Annotated in this window: 13 protein-coding genes; 12 read left to right on the forward strand and 1 reads right to left on the reverse strand. The window is 64.4% G+C overall.

Annotated features, from left to right (window positions below):
• Window position 1: 1 nt before the first annotated feature.
• The 6 genes from JHC57_RS06660 to JHC57_RS06685 all read left to right on the forward strand — a co-directional run bounded on the left by JHC57_RS06660 (window position 2) and on the right by JHC57_RS06685 (window position 17,468).
• The gene (locus JHC57_RS06660; RefSeq protein ID WP_294029223.1) at window positions 2–3,043 is read left to right on the forward strand and encodes a TonB-dependent receptor; all 3,042 of its coding nucleotides are present in this window, start codon (window positions 2–4) and stop codon (window positions 3,041–3,043) included.
• 340 nt (window positions 3,044–3,383) lie between these two features.
• On the forward strand, window positions 3,384–6,323 hold the full coding sequence (locus JHC57_RS06665) for a DUF6603 domain-containing protein (RefSeq protein ID WP_294029224.1): 2,940 nt from the start codon (window positions 3,384–3,386) through the stop codon (window positions 6,321–6,323).
• Complete coding sequence (locus JHC57_RS06670; RefSeq protein ID WP_294029225.1) at window positions 6,320–9,547, forward strand: hypothetical protein; 3,228 nt, start codon at window positions 6,320–6,322, stop codon at window positions 9,545–9,547. Before JHC57_RS06665 ends, JHC57_RS06670 begins: the two co-directional genes overlap by 4 nt.
• A gap of 1 nt (window position 9,548) precedes the next feature.
• Window positions 9,549–14,045: a hypothetical protein gene (locus tag JHC57_RS06675; protein WP_294029226.1), complete on the forward strand. Its 4,497-nt coding sequence runs from the start codon at window positions 9,549–9,551 to the stop codon at window positions 14,043–14,045.
• Window positions 14,042–15,724: a hypothetical protein gene (locus JHC57_RS06680; RefSeq protein ID WP_294029227.1), complete on the forward strand. Its 1,683-nt coding sequence runs from the start codon at window positions 14,042–14,044 to the stop codon at window positions 15,722–15,724. The genes JHC57_RS06675 and JHC57_RS06680 overlap by 4 nt, the downstream gene beginning before the upstream one ends.
• 394 nt (window positions 15,725–16,118) lie before the next feature.
• Entirely contained in the window at window positions 16,119–17,468 is a 1,350-nt protein-coding gene (locus tag JHC57_RS06685; protein WP_294029228.1) for an alpha/beta hydrolase, read from the forward strand.
• A gap of 39 nt (window positions 17,469–17,507) precedes the next feature.
• Here the strand turns inward: JHC57_RS06685 and JHC57_RS06690 are convergent, their stop codons facing one another.
• On the reverse strand, window positions 17,508–20,228 hold the full coding sequence (locus JHC57_RS06690) for a winged helix-turn-helix domain-containing protein (RefSeq protein ID WP_294029229.1): 2,721 nt from the start codon (window positions 20,226–20,228) through the stop codon (window positions 17,508–17,510).
• Window positions 20,229–20,414: 186 nt separating this feature from the next.
• Between JHC57_RS06690 and JHC57_RS06695 the strand changes: the two genes are divergently transcribed.
• The 6 genes from JHC57_RS06695 to JHC57_RS06720 all read left to right on the forward strand — a co-directional run.
• Window positions 20,415–21,164, forward strand: coding sequence for a hypothetical protein (locus tag JHC57_RS06695; protein ID WP_294029230.1), 750 nt, complete (start codon window positions 20,415–20,417; stop codon window positions 21,162–21,164).
• A 4-nt stretch (window positions 21,165–21,168) separates the two neighbouring features.
• Window positions 21,169–22,089 (forward strand): hypothetical protein, encoded by a 921-nt coding sequence (locus JHC57_RS06700; protein ID WP_294029231.1) that lies wholly within the window; start codon window positions 21,169–21,171, stop codon window positions 22,087–22,089.
• Window positions 22,089–22,811: a hypothetical protein gene (locus tag JHC57_RS06705; protein WP_294029232.1), complete on the forward strand. Its 723-nt coding sequence runs from the start codon at window positions 22,089–22,091 to the stop codon at window positions 22,809–22,811. Before JHC57_RS06700 ends, JHC57_RS06705 begins: the two co-directional genes overlap by 1 nt.
• A gap of 80 nt (window positions 22,812–22,891) precedes the next feature.
• The gene (locus JHC57_RS06710) at window positions 22,892–23,314 is read left to right on the forward strand and encodes a hypothetical protein (protein ID WP_294029233.1); all 423 of its coding nucleotides are present in this window, start codon (window positions 22,892–22,894) and stop codon (window positions 23,312–23,314) included.
• A 9-nt stretch (window positions 23,315–23,323) separates the two neighbouring features.
• The gene (locus tag JHC57_RS06715; RefSeq protein ID WP_294029234.1) at window positions 23,324–24,082 is read left to right on the forward strand and encodes a hypothetical protein; all 759 of its coding nucleotides are present in this window, start codon (window positions 23,324–23,326) and stop codon (window positions 24,080–24,082) included.
• Between the two features lie 50 nt (window positions 24,083–24,132).
• Window positions 24,133–24,991 (forward strand): hypothetical protein (locus JHC57_RS06720; protein WP_294029235.1); only part of this gene is annotated, 859 nt, incomplete at its 3' end.

A 24,991-nucleotide genomic window follows, 5' to 3' on the forward strand; every position in this document is an offset into this window, starting at 1 on the left:
GATGATTCGGGGCAGCCTCGTGCGCGGTTCGCGCGGCAACTTCAATTTTGCGGCAGCGCTGTTGGGCACGACGGCGATGGCGCTGCTGGCCGTTCCTGCCCTCGCGCAGGAAACGGCAACGCAGGATACGACTGCGGCCGAAGAGGCGGGCGATGACGCGATCGTCGTCACCGGCATCCGCAGCTCCCTCGCCAACGCGCTGGGCGAAAAGCGCACCTCCGACAATATCGTCGAGGTCATCCAGGCCGAGGATATCGGCAAGCTGCCCGACCAGAATCTCGCCGAAGTGCTCGAAAATGTCACAGGGGTTCAGATCACCCGCCAGGCCGGCGTCGGCAATGCTGTGCAGATCCGCGGCACCGATGCCAACCGCACCGAAATCAACGGCGTGTCGACGATCGGATCGGGTGCGGGGCGCTCGGGCATCAGCTTCGAAGACCTTCCCGCAGCACTGATCGCTTCGGTCGAAGTCACCAAGGTTCCGACCGCGCAGACGATCGAAGGCTCGGTCGGCGGTACGATCAACCTGCGCACGATCCGCCCGCTCGAACTTCGCGACCCGCTGATCGCCGCGCGGGTACAGATGGAAAACAGCGATCTGTCGAAATCGACGCTGCCGCGTGTGTCGGCGACGCTCGGCAACAATTGGAACACCGGCATCGGCGAGATCGGCATCGTCGTGAGCGGCAGCTATGCGCAGCAGGACGTCGCGTCGTTCAAGCCGCGCGTCGACCGCGACGCGCTGGTCCTTCCCGGATCGGGTCCGAGCGCCGAGGCCTTCCCCTTCCTGCGTATCCAGTTCCTCCAGCAGGGGCTCGAAAATTACGAATATGAGACGTATAACGGTACCGCCGCGCTCGAGTGGAAACCCAACGACGATCTCAAATTCTATTTCGACGCGACGCTGAACAATCAGCGCCGCGGCCAGCAGAGCCACCGCGTCCAGATTTCGGGCACCGCGACACCTTCGGTCGTCGACGCGATGAATAATACCGATTTCGAAACGGTCGATTTCGGTACGCTCGACGGCCCGAACGGCCCGATCGACCTCGGCAGTGTTCAGGCCGCGCTCGCCGGCACGATCGGGATCGGCGGCACGACGGGCAGCGTGATCGACCCGAACCTCCGCACATCGAGCGACACCGGCGCACGTGTCACCAAGAGTCGTGTGTTCGATCTGGGCACCGACTGGCAGGTAACGGATAAACTGCACATGCGCGCCGAAATCTCGCTGTCGACTTCGAAATCCGACTTTCCGAACTTCTCGACGACGCTTGATTTCATCAACCCCAACGGGCCGCAGCCGGTAATCGGACGCAGCATCGACAATGGCGTGCCGATCGAATTCGATCTGCGGGGCGGTACGCTGCAATTCGGCATCGATCAAGCGAGCCCCTTTGCGCCGACGACCGCGCAACTGCTCGACCCAGCCAACTACCAGCTGCAGCAGGTGACGCAGGGCGCCAACTCGACCGACAATCAGGAGCGGGCGGCGCGCCTCGATTTCTCCTACGACACGACCGACCTCAATCCGTTCGTGACCTCGATCGACTTCGGCTATCGCTGGAACCGGACCTCGGCCGAAAACAACGAATTTTCGAACAACGTCAGCCTGACCAACACGACGACCGCATGGAACCGGCCATCGGGCGATCTTTTCTCGGACATCTTGATACCCGGCCCCGGCAACTTCAACGCGGCCGATGGACGCCGGCTGTATTTCCCTGACTTCCTGCTGATCGATGGCGGGTTGGCTTTCCGCGACCCGGCCAAGGTGCTCGAATCGCTCAACGCCGCGATCGCCGAAAGCAATGCCAACCGGACGCAGGGCCCGGCAGTCGCGTCGCTCGCGACCCCGACCGAATCCTTCGCGGGTTTCTTCAAAATCAGGGAAACAACGAACGCGGCCTATTTCCAGGCCAATATGGAGGGCGAAATCGCGGGAATGCCGGTGCGCGGCAACGCTGGTTTCCGCTGGCTGCACACCAAACTCTCGTCGACGGGCAACAATATCGCCAATGGTTCGGTCACGGGGCAGACGGTTGCGAAGAGTTCGTACAACTTCCTGCTCCCGCGCTTCAACCTTGTCCTCGAACCCGCCGACAAATTTCTTGTACGTGCGGGGATCGCCCGCGACATCCGCCGGCCGAACTTCGACACGCTGTCGACCTCCTTCTCCTTCGGCACCGGCGCGAACACGCCGGTCGCGGTCGGCAATCCCGACCTAGTCCCCGAAGCGGTCTGGTCGTTCGACCTGTCGGGCGAATATTATTTCGCACCGTCGAGCCTGATCAGTATCGGCTTCTTCCACAAAAGCCGCACGAACCTGTTCGCGCAGCGGCAGGAAGATCCGGCGCCGAACCTTGATGCGAACGGCAATCTCAATATCTCGATCGATCCGTCCTGCCCGGGCGGCGGCATCTACAACCCGATCGCCAACCGCAACATCAACAACCCGATCCAGGGTGTCGGCATCTGCGTCCCGCGCAGCTCCACCTTCAATGTGCCGGGCACGACGACGCAGACGGGTATCGAAGTCGCCTTCCAGCACGACCTCTCGGCGTGGGAGGATGTGCTCGGCTTCGCCTCCGGTTTCGGCTTCATCGGGAATTTCACGTACCAGAAGGCCGGTGGTTCGGCGCGCGAGTATCGCGCCGCCGACGGGCCGCGGACGGTGTTCACCCAGCTCGGCCACCCGGGCTCGCAGGACCTGATATCGCTGACCAACCTGTCGAAATATGCCTATAATACGACGCTGTTCTACGACAAATACGGTCTGAACGCGCGCCTGCGCTACACATGGCGTTCGAGCTATGTGTCGAACGATCCCTTCTTCTTCGGCCTGCCGCTGATCAACGGTGCCCGCGGCCAGCTCAACGCCAGCATCAACTATGATATCACCGAAAATATCAACGTCGGCGTCGAAGGCATCAACCTGCTGCGCGGCGACCAGAACCAGTATTGCGTGAACAACAAGGCACTGCTCTGCTTCCAGGGCCTTACCGATCGCCGGGTCACCGCGGGGCTCAGCGTCAAATTCTAGGAAAGCCGGCCACGGCGGCGGGCCGTTCCATCTGTCGCCTTCGTCGTTGCCGAACAGAATGATGAGCCCTTGCAAGCCCCGATATCGGGATCGGACTCGAGAAAAGCCCCGCTGCTTCGTGCTGCGGGGCTTGACGTTTGTGGTCCCCGGCGGTGCCGCATTTGCACGGCGCGGCTCGCAGATGCTGTATCTGGTTGAAACAGATGCCGCCTCGATGAACGCCCGAAACCTCCTTTAAACCTGATTTCGCAACAGCCCGTCCCTCTTGGCGCTTTCGTCCAAGAGCTGCCCCGGTTCGACCCGTAGGCCTCCGGCATCTTCAGAAGATCGGAGAAAGCTGATGGCTGACGTCTGGGAATCTCTTCTCCATGGCTGCTCGGCTTTCATCCATTCGACAGCGGTATCGATCGTCGGGACGACTGCGGCGGATACCAAGGCGCTGGTCGGATCGCTGCATGATGGCGCACGCGATGCGAACTCCAAGGCAGCGCTCAAAAAGGTAAAAGAGGATGTCGAAACGGCCGCGGCGAACGGCGCCGCGCTGATCGATGCGGTCAAGCCCCACCTGTCGATCTTTGCCACCGAAGTCAGCAAGATGGGAGCCGAGCTGGCCGCTCCTTTCAGTTGGGAGGGGCTGGCCCGCGCGATTACCAGCCTCGCCGCCGCTATGACGGCGCTCGACAAGGCAATCAAGACGCTCGCCGACGCAGCGGCGGCGAAGGAGACCGACCCCGGCCGGCGCGAAATCGTTCGCAAGGATATCCGTGGTATCACCGCACCATGGGCACGTCCCTTCCTGCTCGCGCAGCAAGGCATGACCGAGGATTTCGACGAACTCTGCCGCGAATTGTTCGGGCTCGACGACGGCGTGCGCAAGCTCGGTGAAAAGCTGAGCTGGGACCATGACAAGTCAACGATCACCGCATCGCTCACCGAGCTTCCCGGCGGCGACCTCGGCGCCATCAAGCTCGAAAAGAGCGAGCTTCAGACTTTTTTTGATTTTTCGGGCGACGCGCTGCTCGGATTCCGGATCAAGACGACCGTCACCGCCGAGCTGACTTCGAAAGGGTTGCTCGAACACCCCCTGCCGGGCGATGCGGCCAAGAGTGAAGGGGTGTTCATCACCCTCGACACACGCGACGGCCTGACGTTCGGCGAGGGGAAGGACCGACGGATGCTGCTTCCTATCCGCGTCGGCGGAGGCAACACCGAGCTTCGCGATCTGACGATCGCGCGCCCCGAACAGGCCGAGGGCAATGGCCGGATCGACGTGACCGCCACCGTGGCCGGCAAGCGCGGAACGGTGCTCGCTATCGTCGCCGAGGGTCTCGGTGTCTCGCTGCGCTGGAGCGACGCGACCGGCGACGCGCTCGAAGTCGTCCCGCGTCCACCGGACGGAATGGGCATCAAGGTTGACGCGGGTATCGTGAAGGGCGGCGGCTATCTCCGCCACCGCGAGGAACAAAATGATTATGGCGGCGCTCTCGAACTGAAGATCGGGCCGGTCTCGGCAACGGCGGTCGGGCTGTTCACGGTCGATCCTTCGTCCTTCGTCATCGTGATCGGGCTGCGTTTCGTCCCCGTGATCGAACTGAGCTTCGGTTTCACGCTCAACGGACTTGGCGGGCTTTTGGCGATCGACCGTACACTCGATCCCAATGCCCTGATGGCGGCGCTCGCCGACGGGGTCGTGTCCAACCTCCTGTTTCCAGACGATCCGATCGGCGCCGCGCCGACAATCCTGCAGCAGCTTGAAACCGTATTCCCCTATCGCGATGGCGCCTTCGTGATCGGACCGATCGCCGAACTCGGCTGGGGGAGCCAGAGCGGGCTGATCCGCGCCAAGCTGGGGGCGATGATTTCGATCCCGGGCGAATCGCCGATCACTCTGATCGGCAGCGTCTCGCTGTCCGTGCCGCCCAAGCTCGACGAGAAAAACAAGTTCAAGCTGATCGATCTCAACGCCGACATTGCGAGCCCGATCACCGCGGACGCCTTTGTCACTCGAATTGAACTGCGCAATTCGAGCCTCGCCAAAATTCCCGTCAGCGGGTCGCTCGGCATCTATATCGGCTGGGCAGCCGATGCTGGCGTCGCCTTCTCGGCCGGCGGCTTCTATCCGGGTTACCAAGGCCCGCCGATGCTGGGCGAGATGAAACGGATCAGCATCAAACTCGATCCGCCAATCAAGGGCGTGACCCTCAACGTGTCGGGATACAGCGCTTTCACGACCAATTCGGTGCAATGGGGTGGCGCGGCGTATCTCAAAGCCAAGATCGGTCCGGTTTCGGGCGAAGGTAGCATCGAAGTCAACGCGCTCTTCCAATGGGCGCCCAAGCTCCACTTCGCTTATGCGATCAGGGCGTCGGTCTCGCTCAAGGCGTTCGGGCACAGCGTCGCATCGGTGACATTCCGCGGCAGCATCGAGGGGGTCCACCCATGGCGCCTCGAAGGCTACGCCGGGGTCGAATTCCTCTGGTGGGAAGCCGAGCTTCCCGTCGGCCCGGTCACATGGGGCGAGAAAAATACCGAACTGCCGCCGATCGTCGATGCGCAGGACGCCGTTGCGACCGCGCTCGGCGGCGACAGCGGGTGGCGCGCGAATATGCCCGCCGGCGCGGATCAATATGCACGGTTGCGCGTCGACCCCGAAGCGCCGCCGTTGATCCACCCGATGGCGACCGTCGATCTGATCCAGCAGGCCGTGCCGCTCGAAACCGAGATCGACCGGATCGGCGCCTGCCGGACCAGCGTGCGCCGGATACATCTGGCGGAACCGAAGATCGATGGCCTGCCCGCGGCTGCCGCGTCCGAATTGACCGAGTTGTTCCCGCCGGGCCAGTTCCTCAATCTCAGCGACGACGACAAGGTGGCACGCCCCGATTTTGAACAATTCCCCGCCGGAGTCCGCATCGCGGCGAGCTATGGGCCGCGCGCCGGGGACGAGGTCGACGTCGCCTATCAGTGGGAAACGATCTTCCCGCATCAGGGCGGTCTTCGCCGTGACCTCGCGATTCAGCTCAGCCCCGCGGCAGCTCATATATTGAATTCGGGGGCTCCCGCACTCGCGGTGAGGAAACGCGGCAACCCGTACCTCCCGCCGCACGTCGAACCAGTGACGGTACTGGACCCGGGGCTCAAGACCATCCGCGACCTCGACACGCTCGCAACCGTAGGCACGGCGGAGATGATCACCACGACCGCCGCCGCGCGCGAGGCGAAAGTGATGATCGCTTCGGGCGCGCGTGTCCAACTCGTCGGAATGGGGCTGACATCATGAACGGCACGCTGAAATCTTTCGCCAATTTCCGGCTCGACGCGGCGCTCGTGCCGTTCGAGCCCTTCGAGCCCGAGAATGTCGTCCTCGATCGTTTTGGCTTCATGCCATGGGTTCGCCTTGGCCTGTCGGCCGGGCTCAGCGGCGAACTGGATGGCAATCGCGCCAAAAGCCTGCTGACCGTCGAAGTACATGCGGAGGGCGCCGATGCGATCGAGGCCCCGCGCCCGCTGACGCTTTACGGCCCGGGCGATGTCATCGGGATCGACCGCAGCCAGATCATCCGGCGCTTCCCCGCTCCGGGGTCGGACGATGTCGAAACCACCCGCATCGCGCATGTCGAATTTGACCGCCCCGAACTGCCTTGGCTCTTTACCCCGCACGGCGTGGACGGCGCCCTGCTGCAGCCGTGGATCGCGCTCGTGGTCGTTCGCGAAGATGCTGCGCGGATCGTCGGCAATGAACCCGGACTGCCACCTGTCCTTGTCGTCGACGGCACCGAACTTCCGTCGGTCGAGGAAAGCTGGGCGTGGGCGCATGCACAGGTGAAGGGCGGCACGGGGATCGACACCCCGACCCGCCTGTCCGACGTGCATGGCGCGCAAAATCTGTCGCGGCTGCTTTGCCCGCGACGGCTCGAACCGGGCATCGCCTATCTCGCGGCAGTCGTGCCGACGTTCGATTGCGGCGTGCAGGCCGGACTTGCCCGACCGGGCGAGGGCACGCTCGCCCCCGCATGGCGTCGCGGCGAAACGGGCGAGGTCCGTTTGCCGATCTATGACAGTTGGACCTTCACCAGCGGCAGTGCGAAGGATTTCGAAACCCTCGTCGAGAGGCTCAAAGGCGTTCCCGCCCCCTATACGATCGGGCGGCGGCGGATCGATACATCGGCTGCGCTCGGCGCGCCGGCGGCGCCGACGGGAACCAAGGGGAATGTCCTGACGCTGCGCACCGCGCTTGTTTCTCCGGCCGAGGCACCGGATGGTGCCGACGAGACGGCGTGGAGTGCGGAGCGGCGCAAAATCTTGCGTGGCGCCGTGTCTCCCGGCCCGTCGAACGCCGATCTGCCGCGGGTTGATCCCCGGCTCTATGCGCGGTTCCAGCGCGGGCTCGCCTCGCTTCCCGAAAACATGCCCGCCGCGAATTTCGATAACGACTGGTTCGTCGGGCTCAACACCTCACCCCTCGACCGCATCGTTGCCGGAATCGGCACGCGCGTGGTGCAGATGGACCAGGAAAAGCTGGTTCAGGCAGCTTGGGCACAGGTAGGAGAAATCCGCCGCCTGAACGGCGTCCTCGGGCAAATCCAGCTCGGCCGCTATGTCGCCGAACGGCTGCACGAACGCATCTTCGACCGGCTGAAACCCGGTACGCTCACCCAGACGCTGCGCCCTGTGCATGGCAAGCTGCGGGTCGACGACAACTGGACCGTCTATGCGCGCGTCCGTGAAAGTCAGGTCGCGCCCGCGGTCATGAGCGGCGCGTTCCGGCGTACCGCCGCGATGCACCTGCGCGCGACGACTGCGGGTTTCGCCGCGATGGAACAGCTCGTCCGCCCCGGAGAGACGTATCGCAACTTCCAGATTCCGCGTGCCGAACTGAGTGGTATTCGCAAGGTCCGCGAACAGGCGATCGATGTGATCCCCGACATCATCGCCGCTCGCCTCGGCGTGGCGGCCGACGCGGTCACCCCCGCACTGCTCGATCGCCGGATGAAGGCGACGACGACGACCGCCACCAAGATGGCGCGCCCCGTCTCGCAATGGTCGGTTCGCGAGGGAAACATCGATCTGAAGGAACGCGCGACGAGCCAGATTGCGCGGCAGATCGAGGGTGCTATCGGCACGACGCGCAAGACCGAAAAGGTCGAAGCACTTACCGGAATGCTCGTCGCGATCGCAGAGACCGAGGGCGTGAGCTTCGCCGCGTCGGCGCTGACACGCCTCGACAAGCTTGACCGCACGCTCGGCCAGACGATCGAGCCGCTGCGCGTCGGCGGGCGCGTGATCGGAATGCCGCCCGCCCGGCGACGCACGCAGATGGTCGGCCGCGCGAGCACCAGCCGCCGCGGCGCAGCCATGTCGGTCCAGCGTTTCCAGACCGAAGCGTCCAAGGGGCTGACAAAAACGCTGGGCACGCTCGGCATCGTGAAACGTAGCGAGGTCGCGGTGCATCTCGGCACACTGGTTGCCGGTATTGGCACCTTCGAAATTCCGCATCAGAATGCCCTGCCGAAGCTCGAACTGGACCATAAGGCACTGCTCGCCGGCCTCGCCCCGGCACGGACCGCGACGACATATGCCCGCGCGCGCCTCGGCTCCAAGCTCCCCGACTGGCTCGACAGCCGGTGGTTCGACGATCTGCGTATCGAGCCGATCATGGCCGCCCCGGAGTTTCCGCGGCCGATGTACGAAGCGCTTGCCGATTACGACATGGACTGGCTGGTCCCCGGCCTTGGCGCGCTGAGCACATCGGACTTCGTGACCGTGCTCGAAACCAACCCCCGCTTCACCGAGGCGTTCCTCGTCGGCCTGTCCGACGAGATGGGGCGCGAGCTGTTGTGGCGCGACTATCCCACCGACCAGCGCGGCACCTATTTCCGCCGGTTCTGGGACGCGCGCAAGGACGAGGTGGTTCGCGACATTCATCGTTTCGGCGCCGGCAAGCTCGGCAGTCACATCGGGGGGGCACTGGCTACTAATGGCGAAATCAAGGGCCGCGCGGTCCTTGTGATCAAGGCCGAGCTCATCCGCCGCTATCCCGATGCGATGTTCCTCGCGGTCAGGGGCAGCGGCAGCGATCCGGCCACGGTTGCGTTCGAAGCTCCACCGACTCCCGGAGAAAAGGGCGCGCCCCTGTTCCACGCGCTGATCCAGCCCGACACGCTGTGCGTGGGCTTCGACCTCACGATCGACGAGCTGACCGCAAGCGGCACGCATTGGTGGTTCATGATCGGCGAACATCCCACCGCTCCGCGGTTCGGGCTCGACAGCAACGGCCAGGCGCGCCCGGTCGGCAACGGATCGGTGGTCCGCGACGAGATCGGCTGGAACACTTTCGGGACGGCGGCCGGCGGTTTCGTCGGCACCAGCCCCGGTTTCAATATCAAGCCCAGCGAAGGTGACGTTTTTCCTTGGGCCAAGGACAGCGCAGCCGTGGCGCACGCACTGCTGCAAAGCCCGGCGCGCGCGATGTTCTACGCTCGCACCCTCATCGGAGGCAACTGAAATGGCACGCGAACCCACCCTCGGTCAGATTCGCCAAAAGCGCGCGAGCTATGAAACCGCACGCGCAAAGACCGGCGCCAAAATCGACGCTGCAGCGCAAACGATGCGCGAGATCGACGAAGCGATGGCCGCTGCTCGGAGCGCGGGCGACCTCGCGGCCGAAAAACGGCTCGGGCGGCAGCGCGAGGCGGCGGCGGGCAAGCATCGCGACCTGCACGACGATCTCGGCCGGCTCGACCGTGAATTCGAACTACCCGACCTCGGCCGCTTCATCGATCCGTGCGCGGTCGAATCCGAAACCCCGCTGATACTGCTGCCGCTGCGGATCGAGACGCGCTACTCCGCCGACCGGAAGCATTTGCGCGTCCGCATTTATCCCGACACCATCCATATCGACCGGCTCAATCGCAACATTGCGGCAAAGGAACGCCAAGCGGGCGAAATCTATTGGCGCAGCATCTGGTCGGCGAACGAAGCGGCGCAGGAACAAGCATGGACGACGCTCGTCGGCGCGATCGGCGCAGCACGGGCAGCGTGGATCGCCCATGCACTCCGCCCTGCCAATTTCACCGACCTCGGCGCCGGCGAGCCCGTTTTCCCTGACGCCGCGCCGAGCGATCCGCTGACGATCGCCGCGCGATTGCTGCCCGACCAGTTCGTCGTCGTCGCACGTCAAAAGGGCGGCACGGCGCGCGCGCATGGCAAGGCGGTCAAATCGCCGCTTCCGATGGGGATATTCGAAGGTCCCGAAGAATCACTCCTCAAGGTCGATGGCGTTCCAGTCGCGCCCGGTGCCGAATGGATAGTTCGTTTCGACGATGCGGTCGAAGCGGGCATGGCGGTGACGGTCAAGCTTCCCGAGCCGGGCGGACGCGTCGAAAGCCTGCTCGTCTATGGCATCCGTCGCAGCATCGACGGGCCGAAAGGCGCGTCCGAACTCGGCGCATTGCTCGAATCGCACGACCTCGCGCGCGGGGTCGGTTTCCTGCCGCAGGGCACGCCGACCAACAATCGCGAAGAGGGGCGCAGCGCCTGGAGCGCGAAACGGGCCGCCACCGCACCCGGCGTCGAGCCCCCGATGGTCGACCCCACCGCCAATGCAGCGGTCGCCGCCGACGCGCTCGGCATCGATGCCGCGCTGCTCGCGAGCGTACCCGAAGCTGCTCACCCCGAAACCTGGCGCGCCCGCGCGATGAATATTGCACTGTGGCGGGCAACATGGGGCAATTTCCTCGACAAATGCGACGGAATGGGCGGCCCGCAGCTCAGTGATATGCAGAAAGCCGACGCGCGCAGACTCCACCGCGACGCCGTCTATGGTCGCGGCCCGCTACCCGCGATTCGCGTCGGCGACCAGCCTTACGGTCTGCTCCCCGTCGCGGCGACCGATGCCGACTGGTCGGGAACGGGCTTCGAAGGGCAGATGATCGATCTCCTGCGGCGCGTGCGGACCGAATGGCGTGCCGCGCTGCGCAATGTGCCGCATATCGTCAACGGCGAGACCCGGATATCGGAGACGCTGATCGAACTTCTCGGCGCAGGCCCGGTCAGCCGCGCCGTCGACGCACGCGGCGCGGTGACACGGCCGACATGCATGCTGTACGAGGAAGTCTCGGGCGCGGTCGACACCGACGCAGAAGCCGAATTGCTGATCGGCGGTCTCGCGTGGCAGGCGCTCAATAGTGCGAGCTACACCAATATGCCCGTGTCGCTCGAAGAAGAAGCGCGCCCGGTGCGCCTGCCCTTCGCGCTGGCGGACGACGCCGCTTTTTGCCGGGCGATCCTTGATGGCGGGTCGCCCGGCGCGCCCAAGAGCGTATTCCAGGCGCTCGTCCTGCTGGGCTGGGAGCAGATCAACGAAAAGGTGGCGGCGGAGGGCGGACGCGGACGGCTTGCCGATCTGGTCGCCGCGACGTCGGCTGATACCCGCGTCCGCACCGCCTTCATTCGCGCCGCCGAACAGGTCGAGGCGCCCCAGCCGATTGTTTATGAAGCACAGGCTGACCGCTTCGCAGCGTTCATCGATCCCGCGGCAAGCATCAACGCTTATCAGCCAATCGAAGCGGCGCGAATGACCTATGCCGAGATGGCGATCACCGCGACTTCCGAAAAGACGCGAAAGATCTTCGCCGATCTCGCCATCTATGCGTGGTCGAATGCACGCGCCGAACTCGACGACATGCGCGAGGCGCTCGCGGTGCTGGCGGACGAGACGATCGGCGAAGACGAGCGCAAGATTCTTGTCGGCGAAACGCTCGATGTCGCATCGCATCGTCTCGATGCATGGATCACCGCGCTCGTTGAGCGCCGCCGGCGTACGCGGCGCGCCGCCAAACCGGGCGCGACGCTGATCGGCGCCTATGGCTGGGCCGAAGGCATCGCGCCGGCCGGCCCACGGGAAAGCGAAGGATATATCCACGCGCCAAGCGTTCCGCACGCGGCCACCGCCGGCGTCCTTCGCGGCGCCTATCGCGCCCATGAACGCCAAGCCTTCGCCATCGACCTGACGAGTGCGCGCGTCCGCGATGCGATGGACCTGATCGAGGGCATTCGCCAGGGGCAGAGCCTCGCCGCGCTGATCGGCTATCGGATCGAACGTGCAATGCACGAGGGCAAGCTCGACGCCTTCATCTTTTCGCTGCGTGTCGTGGCGCCGCTGGTCCAGAGCCGCCTGACCGATCGCGACGAGCCGGAGACGGGCGCGCAGGAGGCGCTGGCCCCGAGCAACGTCGTCGATGGCATCCGCTTGACCGAAATGTGGAAAAATGGTCGCGACGGCGTGATCGCAGCCATCCGCCGCAAGCCCGAGAACAACCCCTATGTCACGACTTGGGCGGCGCCGACCGAACCCGAACTCAAACGTCTCGACAAATATATCACTGACGCGGCGGCCGCGCTCGACGCGGTGGCAGATCTGCTGCTCGCCGAATCGGTTCATCAACTCGTCAAAGGCAACAGCGAGCGGGCGTCGGCGGCGATAGACGCTGCCGCGACGGGGGACTCGCCCGTGCCGATCCCCGACGTTGCGCTGACCCCTGCGGGCGGCGCTATCGTCACTTACAAGTTGCTGATCGTCGGCGGCGGCACGCCGTGGAACGATCAGCGTCCGCGCGCCAAGGCGTCGCCCGAAATCGAGGGGTGGGCAGCAGCGCGCCTCGGCGATCCCGCGCGGATTATCGTGCATGACGACGGCAATGACCGGCGCACGCTGGCGGATGCGGGGCTTTGCGCGCTCGATCTCGTCTATGGCGCACCCGAACCGATCAGCCTGCACAACGCGCTGCGCACGGCATTGGGTCTCACTGCCGAGACGGTTCTTGCCGAGACCGCCGATCCGGCTTGGCCCGGCGGGTCGATCGCGCTTGGCGAAGCGGTAATACTGGCCGCCGCGATGCGCCAGCTTTTAGCAACCGCCACTCCCGCCGCGGGAGAGGATATCGCGCTCGTGGTCGAAAATCTGCGTGCGACCGGCACCGCGACGCTGGCTGCCACGGCAGCGCGTGCGCAAACGGCGCTTGCCGGTTTCGGGGCAGCGATCGACACACTGACGGAGGCGATCGACGACGATGATGCGCGCGAGCGGGCGCTGACCGCGCTCCACGGCTATGGCGTCGCACCGCCGATGGGAGGCCAGCGCGCCGATGTCGCCGCACTTGCGCTGGCGGCCGGGCGACAGCGGCACGAACGCGCGGCGACCATCCTTTCGGGCGATACGACGCGCGAAACGCTGATCGAAGCCGGGCACGCCATTTTCGGAGACGGCTTCTGGATCCTCGCGCCGCTCGACCCCGCCGCCGCTGGACCCGAAGCATGGGATAGCGCGCTCAAAACGCCTCCCGCCGGCGCGACCGCAACCGCCGTGCGCCGGTGGCTTGCGGACATGGGCTCGGTACGCGATGGCGTGTCGCGCTATAATGAGGTGTTGCTGTTGGCCGAGGCGCTCGGCACCGCTCTCCCGCCGCGCATCGCGCAAATCGCCGCGCTCGGCGAAAATATGCCTGAAAGCTGGATTGCAGAACCGCTGGCGACACCGCCCGACGGCGCCGTCACAAGCTGGCTGATCGACGCCGTGCCCGACTACGGCCCTGGCAAGCCCACCGTCGCCCTGGTGGTCGATCAATTCACCGAACGCCTGCCCCAGCCGCCGTTCCGGCTCAATCCCGAGGATCAGGAAAAGCCGCCGCGACACGTCAGCGGGATCGCGATGCATGCCCGCGCCGCGTCCGCCCGACCGCCGCAGGCGCTGCTGCTGCCGGTGCCGCCCGATAAGAAGCCGTGGAGCAGTGCACGAATCGAGGCGGTGCTCGACGATACGATCGAACTCGCGAAGCTTCGTACCGTGCGGCTCGAACATACGGCGGTCGCAGCACAGATCCTGCCGGCAATCTACACGCAAAGCTGGTCGCTTCAGGGTGAAAAGATACTCGATTACAAAGAGCTCCTCACCGATACCACCGCGATCAGCGTTATGCCCTATCTGGGAAGGCAGACGGTATGAGCATCGTCGACACCAAGCATATTCCGCTGATCGGGAACCTCGCCGAGGTCGCGCGCGAGGGAATAAACATCGGCATCTATCTGGTGCCGCCCGCGCTGACGCGGCTCGAACCGCAGTCGATCAGCGGCGATCCTGCCCCCGGGCTCGAAATGGCGGTCCACGATCCGCTATGGATGCTCGGACGCCAGTGGCAATTCGCTGAATTTTCGGGCGAAGATGCCGGAACACCGCTGACCGTCCAGGTCAAGGCGAGAGCAAAACGCGTGTCGGCGTGGAAACCCTCGGGCGCCGGTTCGGCCGTACCGCTCGCTCCGGGCGCATTGCTCGACCAAGCGGTCGAGCGCGAGCCGCGCGAAGCCGCTCCTGCTCTTCGCGCACGCGCGGAGGCTGCAGGCCTGTTAGTCGCAATGCTTGCCGAGGTCGGACTCGATATTGGCCCCGTGCTGCGCGCGACCTATCCCTTCACCCTTCCCGCAACCGAAATCGGCGCCGCAACGCGTCTCATCGCCGCGCGCAACCCCGACGGCGAAGCGATCGCCGCTGCGATCGAGGCGAACGATACACCTTGGCTCGGCGGCGCGCCGGCCGCCGTACGTGATGCCGCCGCCGCTTGGCTTGACTGGTATCGCACCCAGATATCGCCGCTTGCGACGTCGGAAAGCTGGCTGCCCCAGCATCTTGAATATCGCTTCGCGATCCGCGCCGGATCGGGCGACGCACAGGCCAGTTTCGAAGCACCGATGCACGAAGGAGGCGCAATCGACTGGTACAGTTTCGACGCGAGCGGGACGCCCATCGCGCTGCCCGGCGAAGCCGCGGAAAGCGATGAGGAGATCGACCTCACCTCGTTCGCCAGCCCGCTTCGCTACAGCGGCATGCCTGCCGATCGCCTGTGGCAGTTCGAGGACAGCGCAGCGAATTTCGGCGCGATGGAAGTCCAGCCCAACGATCTCGCGCGGCTGTGCCTGATCGAATTCGCGATGGTCTATGGGTGCGACTGGTTTCTCACACCGCTCGACATACCCGCAGGTGCATTCACCGAGCTCGGTTCAGTGACGCTTCGCGACAGCTTTGGCGAGACCGAGTCCCTGACACGCAGCGCCGATGGCGCGGGCGACACACGCTTCCGCCTGTTTCGCAATAGCCGCGGCGACGACGCCCTCGACGGCTTGCTTGTTCCGCCGGCCTCGCTCGACGTCCACGAAGGACGTCCGGTGGAACAGGTCAATTTCCTGCGCGACGAGATGGCTAATATGGGGTGGGCAGTCGAGCGCGTCGTGCCCGACGCGGGCGGCGATCCGCGCCTTCGCATGAGCCGCGCGCTGACCGGACCCGAACGGGCAGAGGGAACCGAAGTTGCCGATCTGACTTACCGGCTGATGACCGGCGTACCCGACAACTGGATTCCGCTCGTCCCCGTCCCCACCACCGGCCGCGGGGGCTTCAAGCTGCGCAAAGGAACGATGACGGGTACGGAGCAGGCAAAAGGACGCATTCTCGCCGCAACCCCGTTTGACCTGATGGACGAGGAATTGCCGCGCGCCGGTTTGAAAGTGATGCGTGTGCCAAGCCTGACACGCGATGCGAAGGGAAACCGTATTCGCTGGATCGCGAGACGGATCGAGAGCGGTTTCGGCGAGGGATCGAGCGGCCTGAAATTTGATGACGCACACGCTTGAGGCATATCCCCGCGGATTTCCTTTGTCGAAATCGGCCGATAGCGGTCGGGCTGATGGGACCGAAGCACAAAGGCCGCTCGGCCCTTGGCGGCGCATCCGAGTGATCCCGCCGGCTGTCGAGGTCGCGCAGCGCGCCAACACAAATGCCACCCGACTGGCAATGGTTGGGCCGAGCGCTGAAAACAAAAGGGATTCCCGGATCTGCGTTGTTAGCGGGCGCGCCGTTGCCGCGCAGCCTCGCGACGCTTTCCCTCAGGATGATCCAGGCGTCTTTCGCAATCTTGCGCCAAGATGCGAACCGCAATGTCCGGCCTTGCCAATCCATAGTGTGTTACTATATTAATACACATTCTGTCGGTCGCGCACCGACCGAAGCAAAAGGACAGGAACCGCTATGCCGAACTCTCGCCTTTCATCTGTGCTCGGCCCGTTCGCGACCTTGCTCGCCCTCGTCGCAGCAACCGATCCAGCGTATGCCGCAGACAATATCGAATGCCATGTAGGCAGCTATAAGCTGGACGACGGTCGCACCATAGATATTGCGCCGTTTGAGGGGGACCGGCTGCGCTGGCGCAGCTTCGACGGCGCGGCCGGCGAACTCAAGCGGGACGGGGATGGCCAATGGCAGAGCCTTTATGGCTGGACCGGCCGTCCCGACGAGATCACGGTCGATTTCGGCGCATGCGGCGAAGATCATATCCGCTTTGAAGGGTCGAAAGGCCAGCGCCTGTCGTTCGACGTCACCGATAGCGATTTCACGGGCCGTGACGGCGTGCCGCTCAAGGGGCGGCTCGTGATGCCGAAGGGCAAGAACAAGGTGCCCGTCGTCGTGTTGGTCCATGGCGCCGAGCGCGATGCGGCGCTGCGCTTCAACTTCCTGCAGCGACTGTTCCCCGCAGTCGGGATCGGCGTTTTCGTTTATGACAAGCGTGGCACCGGCACCTCCGGCGGCACATATACGCAGGATTTCGACCTGCTCGCCGACGATGCGACCGCCGCGATGATGACCGCTCGCAAACTTGCAGGGAAACGCGTTGCGCGCATCGGTTATCAGGGGGCCAGCCAAGGCGGCTGGGTTGCACCGCTAGCCGCCAATCGCGCGCCCGCCGACTTCGTGATCGTGAGCTTCGGTCTCGCGGTCAGTATCCTCGACGAGGACCTCCAGCAGATGGAGATGGAACTGACCGACAAGGGCTATCCACCCGAAATCGTCGCGAAGGCGCAGGAGATTGCGCGCGCCGCGGGCGAAATCTTCGCCAGCAATTTCAAGAATGGCTACGCCGGATTCGACGCGGTGCGCGCCAAATATCGCGGCGAGAGCTGGTACAAGGATGTTCACGGACATATTACTTGGCTGCTGCTGCCGCATGATGAAGCCGCGATGCGTGCGGAGGCGCCGAAATATGACTGGGGGACGCCCTTCCGCTACGATCCGATGCCGACCCTGACCGCGAACAAGACGCCGCAGCTGTGGATTCTGGGCGGCCGCGACTATCAGGCTCCCGCAAAGGAGACGAGCCGCCGGCTCGGCATGCTGATCGACACTGGCAAACCCTTCACCCTCGCGATCTATCCAGCGGCCGAACATGGCATCACCCTGTTCGAAACCGCCGACGACGGCAGCCGTGTGTCGACGCGCTATGCAAGCGGATATTTCGCGATGATGCGCGATTTCATCAAAGCCGGCGACGTAGGACCAAGCTATGGTGATGCGAGGATCTCGCGCGCGATAGGCACGAAGTAGCGGCCGATAGCGTCGGCAGTAGCGCCGGGATCGTGAAGCTCAGCCGGTCGGCGATTTCCGGAGCCGCTCCAACCGTTGCCGCAGTTCCGGATCGTTCGAACCGTCGGCCAACTTGCTGGCGGCGCTCAGTAGCATCTGGCCTTTCTGACGGTCACCCAGCCCGAGTACCGCCTCCGCACGCGCTGCCGTGAGCGTCGCCGCAAAGGTCGGCCGACCGGTAAGTTCGGCGACCTTGGTCGAATCTATGGAGGAGTATACCGCATCGGCATCCGCGAAGCGGCGATTGGCGAGCAAACATTCCCCGAGATAGTATCGAACCGTATGGGTCAGCGCATAATCGCTGCCGAATGCGCTTATGCTCTTTGCCGCGGCGTCTTCGAGGACCCCTAGCGCCTCGCGTCGGCGCGCAGTCTGGCAAAGCGCCGACGCATAATCATTCTGTCCTACGATCGCCTGATGCGAGAGGGGGCCAGCTTGCATTGCCGCCCCGTCCCAGACCCTCTTCGCCTCCGAGGCCGCTTCGTCGTATCGGCCAAGCGCCGCTAGACTTTCGAACCGCGCCGAATGAAGAGCGAGGGTAAAGCGGTGGTCGCGGCCGAAACGCTTTTGCATTGCGGCAAGAAGCGGACCGCTTTCGCGGAGGCTGCGCTCGTGCTCCCCGAGCATCGACAGTGCATTGACCCAATGTTGTCGGGTCACCAGTGTATCGGGACTCGACGCCCCCCTTATGCGCGTTGAATCGGCGACGATCGCGCGCGCCATCGGCTCGGCTTTCTCGATCTGCCCGAGCCGCAGCATCGTCAACAGCAGCGACGAGCGGGCCTTCAGCAATTGTGTGGGCTGAACACGCGAGTCCGGTGCCGAAGCGATCGCGACGGCACGGCGAAATGCCTGCTCGGCCCGTTCGATATCGGCCATATAGGCATAGGCGCCTTCCGACTGCGCGAGGGCAAAGCCGATCCGCCCCTCCTTCGTCCGCTCGCCGAGCCTGGCGATTTCCCTTGCAAGCGCGGCACCGGCCGCCTCGAGGCGTTCGGGCTGGCCAGAGGTGGCATCGAGATGGACGCTGCCAAGGCGCCCGAGAACGGCATCCTCGCTGTCGGCCTCGCCAGCCTTCTCGAACAACATGGTCGCCCGCGCATATTCGGCGCGTGCGGTGTCGAAGTCGCTGCGTTGATGAAAGGCCCGCGCGACCGCGAGATGAAGCCGGGCCGCGGTCGCGGGCGATTTGACGTACCGCGTATCGATGCTCGCACTCGCCCTCTTCACCGCGTCAAGCACCGTTTCCTCGGCGCCCGACTTGGCCGGATCGGGACTCGAAAGCACCTCTTCGGCGATAAAGGCGTAACTGGTTTCGGCCTGATCGCGCGCGGCAAAGGCCAAGCTGCGCTGATGCCATGCATAGAGCCCGAACAGGGTCGAGGCGACAAACCCCGCCAGCAGGCTTGCAAAGGCCAGCCGGATCCAAGGGCGCCTCGCCGATCGCCTTTCCTCTTCCCGTCTGGCTGCTTCCCGGGCAACCGCACGCTCGGCTTCGTCCCGGGCCTCGTCCCGGCGCCTTTCCAGCGTCTCCAGCCGTTCGGCGAGCAGACTCGCACTGGCAAGCCTCGCCGCGGGATCGCCTTCAGCCGCCGTCAATATGTCGCCGCGCAGGACCCGATCGGCGATGCGGCTTTCCCAGCCCGGCGCCAGCGAAGCGGAAAAATCTCCGACCGCCAGCTGGTAGAGGATCATGCCGAGCGCGTAGATGTCGCTCTTCACCGTCGGCACAGCGTCGCCGACCAGTTCAGGCGCGCGATATGCGAGCGTGCCCGATCGCGGTTCGTCGCGCGCGAGGTCCGGATCGAGCGATCCCGGGTCAGTGATCTGGAAGTTTGCGAGCACAGTATCGTCGAGCAGACGGCCGCTGCCGAAGTCGGCGAGCCGGACCGTGTCGGTTCCGTCCTCGGTGGCAAGAAGGATGTTGGCGGGCTTCAGATCCTTGTGAAGAACGCCAAGATCATGCATGCGCGCCACCGCCCGCGCGATCATCGCAGCCACCGCGAGGCGCTTCTCCAGCGGGACCCGAGCAAGCCCGCCATGCCCTGCCCCCCATGCGGTCAGATCGCGGCCGCCATAGCCATATTCGAGAAAGAAGGGCGAAGCCTCGAAATTCCATTCGAGGAGAGGCGGAAGCGGAGCGGCTTTGCCAAGGCCCGCGAAGAGAAGACGCGTCAGCGCCGCCTCGCGCTTGAGTCCTCGCAGCCGGTCCGGCGCGTCGGCGAATTTGAAGACCCGCTCTTCGCCGGTCTTGTCGTGGCGGGCCAGCCACACATCCTCGGCACCGCTGTCGCCAAGGGGTTCCACGAGTTGCCACTGCTTGCGCCCCGGCACCGTATCGCCCGCGTGGAATGCGAACCGCGGGGCGAGCGGGGCTTCGATACTCTCGATCGCGACCGGACTGGCAATCTTGTAGCCGACGCGCGGGATTGTCTCGATGATCTGCTCTCGCCTGGAGCCGAGGGCCTTGCGCAATTTGGAGATGGCGGTCGGCAGCGACCCTTCGACGACCGTCACGCCAGGCCACACCGCGTCGAGAATTTCGTCCTTGGTGACGACCTCGCCCGCGCGCAACAGCAGTTCGTGGAGAACCTCGAGCGGCTTACCCTCAAGCGTCACCGCCTGTCCCTCGACGCGCAGCGCCCAGCTGGCCTCGTCGAACTCCGCGCCCGAGAATTTCCAGAGCCTCCGCCGGCGGCGAGACGAGCCAGATTGCGTCATTTTACCCCCCTGCCTGCCAGCTTTAGAAATTCTTTAGAGCAGGTTCAAGACTTTGAGGAAGCTCGGGAATAGCCCTTTGGCTCGGGAGGCACGGCATTAGCGGCGCCTCCGCTTTATGGAAAACGGGCGCGGTCTGTCGGGATGTCACCCACATGTCGTAGCCGGTCTTCCGGGGGGAGTAGGCATATGAAGGGCAAGATTCTGGGGTTCGACGAAACCGCCGGCAGCGGTGCCATAACCGCCGAAGACGGCACGCGTCACAGGTTCGAACGGATCGACTGGCGTGGCGAAAAAACCCCTGCGCTAGGCATGACGGTGGATTTCGAAAGCGAAGGCGGCGCAGCGCGTGAGATCTATCCGGTAACCGGGACCGCGCTCGCGGCGCTTGGGGCGATCGGGGCCGACCTTGGCGGTCTTGCGGAATCGGAGCAGGGCACCCGGATTGCTTCCCTGTTCACCTCATCTCTCGCGGTTCCTCTCGCCCTAGTCCTCCTTCTCGCCTGCTTCCTTCCCGCTCTCGCCTCACCGGTCCAGAGCGCGACGCTGATCGGGTTGGGCAATGCGATGGACGACCTTGGTCGGGTCGCGGCGGCGCAGGAGATGCTGGGCGGCGGCAAATCGGGCTTCGACACGCTCCAGACCCTGCTCTTCCTCCGCTTCGCCGCGCCGTTTGGGGCGCTCTGGCTGATATGGTCGGCTTGGTCGGGCAGAGCCGAGCGCCTGCCCATGCTGGCGACCGGCGCGGCGTCAATCCTCGCCGCCCTACTCGTGATCATGCTCCGCTCTGCCATCCTGTCGATGGTGCCCGATTTCGCCCGTGAACGGATGGCCTCAGGCATCGGTCTCGGGATCGGCACCTGGCTGCTTTTCCTGACCGGCGCCGCGCTGATCGCCGCCGGTCTAGGCAAAATCCGTAACCCGCTCGCGAAGGATTGAGACGATGAAATATGGCGCGACATCATTGGCCGGCGCAGCCCTTCTCATGCTCGTCGGCTGCAGTGGAACGGCGGAAGACAAGCCCTCCGAGACCCGTGACCTTGCAGCAGGTGAAGGCCCGTCGGGCGCGATGACCTATTTTGGCAAGAAGGTCGAAGTCGACTGCCGCGGCATCGCGATGCCACCCCGGCCCGAAGGCGCCCCCGTCGACGATCTGAGAGGGCTTCGCCTCGGCGTCCCGCTCGACACTGCGATCCGTTTTGTCCAGTGTCCCGAGGGCGAAGAAGCCGACAGCATCCTGCTCGAAGGCGACGGCCCCCGATTGTCACGTGACGAGGCTGGCCTCAAGATCCGGAGCTTCGCCAGGGTTGCGACCGGGCGCCATCAGGCCCGGTGGGGTTCGACAGACGTCCTCAACTATAATCCGCGAAATCGGCTCGATCAGGTCGATGCGGAATGGAGCCTCTATGCCGACGGCATGCCCGGGCAGGAGAAGCTCTATGCACTCTGGTTGGTGCAACCCTTCGCCAAGGATGGCGAGCCGACCATCGCTTCGCAGCAGGCCGCGCTCGAGAAGAAATATGGCAAGCCCGCCATGGTCGGCGACCGCGGCCAGTTCTTCTGGCTTCTCGGCCCCGAGGGCAAGCCACTTCCGGAATTCGACCGCGACAAGCTTCGCGAGTGTAGCGCGGGAATTTCAATCTACGGCACCCAGATGAACTGGCGCTCCGACTGCGGCCTGACCATCGTGGCGCAGATCGAGCCCGCCTATGGAAATCCTCAGCTTGCGCAGGCCGTCCGCGTCGCAATGATCGATGCCGCCCGCTACTATGATTATGAAGTCAATCGCTTCCCTGCAGAACGCGACGCCTATCGCGCGGCGCAGGCGGCGGGTGCCGGTGCCAACGAGGGAGGAAAATTCTGATGGCCCGCGCCAACTGGCACGTCGCGTTGAGCGTATCACTCGCGCTTTCACTCACGGGCTGCAGCGACCAGCAGGCAGCGGACGGCAATGTCGCGAACGCCGCGGTCGAAACCGCTACCTCACCGACGCAGGCGGCGGCACCGCCCGCCGCTCCGCCACCCGCGAAATGCGACAGCTACACCGACAGTCTCGTCGACCGCGATTGGGCCATCGTTTATTATGCGATGGCCGGGCTCGCCCCGCCACGCGAGAAATGGGCGGACGAAGCCTTGGCCGGAATCGACCGCTCGCTGGGCGCCGAGGAGGCTTGGAAACGCGCCAATGCCCAAGTCGATGCCCAATGGAATGCGGTGAAGGACATCCGCTGCGTAACGCTGCGTACGCGGGCCGATCCGCAGGCTTTCGACGCGTCGCTCGGGGGCATCCCGCTCGGCGCATTCGCGCCCGAAGCTTTTTTTCCGTTCCGCGACGGATCGATGCAGATCGCGCTCAAATTTCGTAACGCGGGCAAGGCTCGCGTTTGGAAGATGACCGCGGACAAGGCTGCGGCGCTGGGGGCCGACAGCTGGCTCGGCAATCTCGGCCTCGCCATCCGTGTCCGCCTCGTCGCTTCGCGACCCAGCGGCAACGGCGGCACGATCGAGGGCGAGATTGTCGGGTTCGATATCGAACCCTCCGAATATAGCCGCATTGATCGCGAAACCGTCACGGTGACGCCGTGAGCCGTGCAGCGATCATGGCGCTGGCTATGCTGGGGGCGTACCTTGCCTCCCCTGCAATGGCGCAGCAAGCGGGAACGGCGATGACCGTCGAAAGCGGAGGCAGCGCGAAAGGGTGCGTCGAGTGGAGCTATCAAACGCTGGCCAAACCCTCGACCAGCACCCCCGGGAGGCAACTCGTCTATTTCCGGCTGGTCAACAAATGCGGCCGCGAAGTCAGCGTCATGATCGACAGCCAGACCGCGGATTACGCGCAGCGCGTGGGCGAGAATGGCGGGATCGTTTTGGAGCCGGGGCAAAGCTATGGCGACGCCAAGACAATTCGCAATTATATCTTCTTCAATCCGCCCAAGGATCGCTTCCTGAACTTCTGGGTATTTCAGTCGGACCGACGATTCAACGCCGCGATTTCGCCCGACATGAACCGGTGCGTCCCGGGATTTCAGCCTGTGCGCAACAGCAAGCGCCACTATCCCGCCTGCCCTCCCGCCTTCCGGTACAAATAGGATCCCGATATGCGCATCATCGCAACCCTCTCGCTCGCCTGCCTGCCCATCGCTTCCTTCATTTCTGCGTCAGTTGCCGCGCAGCCACCGGAAAGCGCCGCGACGATCCAGGCCGACATAGAAGAGCTCAAGCGCCTGTATGCCGAGCGGTTCGCCGCAACGCCGTTCCCGGGCCTGTACGAAATCCAGCGCACGATCCCCTATTCACCGCGTGAAACCGCGCCGATCCTCGTCACCCGCGGCGGCGAATACAGCTTCAACAACGGCAAGCTCGGGGCGCAGCGCGGTGAAGACGGCTCCGCGCTCTCCGCATCCGAATGGGGCGCCCTGATACTGCGATGGCGCAGCGATATCCGATACGGCGATCTGATCCAGCAAGGCGGCACGGGTCCGCTGCGCATGCTGCTACTCTCAGCCTATGATTGTCCTTATTCTAGGAAGCTGGAGGCGGCACTCGGTGCGGCCGGCACACGCTATGCGATCATCCCGAGCACCATCGGGACGGCGAACAAACGCTATCTTCCCGACATCTGGTGCAGCCCCGATCGTTCCGCGTCGTGGAAGCAAGCAATTACCACTGGAACCCTTCCACCGCGGGCGAAAAGCGGATGCCGGTACGACAGCCGCTATTTTGTTACTCTCAATGGCATGTTCGGCGCATCGAAACCCACAGCCCTGTTTGCTGACGGCACGGTCATTCGTTCGCCGGAACCCGCCTATGTGAAGCAGAAACTTGCCGAACTGGCCCGGACGGGATCGGCCTTTTAGAGCCGCCTTCGGCTTGCTTTCGTCCTTTCGAAAAAATGAAGGGGAATGAAATGCGTTCACCTGGCCTCTTTCTGGCCATTACGGCGATGGCGGGCAGTGCTTCAGCAGCAGCTCAACCCGGAATCGCCATGCCGATCGCCAAGGGGTTCTGGATTCTCTCTACCGATGGGTGCGGGACTGCGACCAGCGGCAACGCCTATGACGGTACGCGGTGGGGCCAGATATATTATTATGGCGAAGGGGGTAGTCTGGGCCCGCTTGGCGAGATGGAACGAATCGTCAGGACCAGGGTCCTCAAGGATGGGTTCACCGACCTGACTTTTCCCGATGCCGGAGGCCTTGGCTATTTCCGTATCAAGTCTCTGGGGGGCGACCGGGCCATCTGGCGGGTGGGTGCGCCGTCGCGCGAAAGCTTCGAGGTGCTCGACGACACGCTCGCGCGATGCGATTTCGCTGCCCTCTCGCCGAAGATGCAGAAGGCGGTCCGTCAGTTCGCACCGACCCTCGCAATTTCCACCCCGGCGCCTGCCGCACCTTCAGCCCCGTCTGCACCGGCATTACCGTGGGAGGTACAACCGGTCTCTTCGGGCAAAGCCGCAATCTTTTCAGGGAGCGGCTTGACGAAAATGATCGGACTCGTGTGCGAGGCGGATGGCAGCGCTACCTTCTATACCCAACTCGCGGCCAAAGCACGCGGGAGCCAATTGACGGCGACCTTCCGCAACGATGATGGCGGACAACCGCAACTGGTGCTCGGTCATGTCGCGCAGACCGATGTCTGGACAGGCCCTGCGAGCTCCGCTGTCATTCAGTCCCTGTTCCATGGCAATGCCATCACGGTCGATTTCGGAGTGGCGGGGAAGGAACACATATCGCTGGCCGGTTCGAGCAAGACCATCCGCGAAGCCT

The organism is Sphingopyxis sp. (assembly GCF_016463645.1).
Lineage (GTDB): Bacteria > Pseudomonadota > Alphaproteobacteria > Sphingomonadales > Sphingomonadaceae > Sphingopyxis.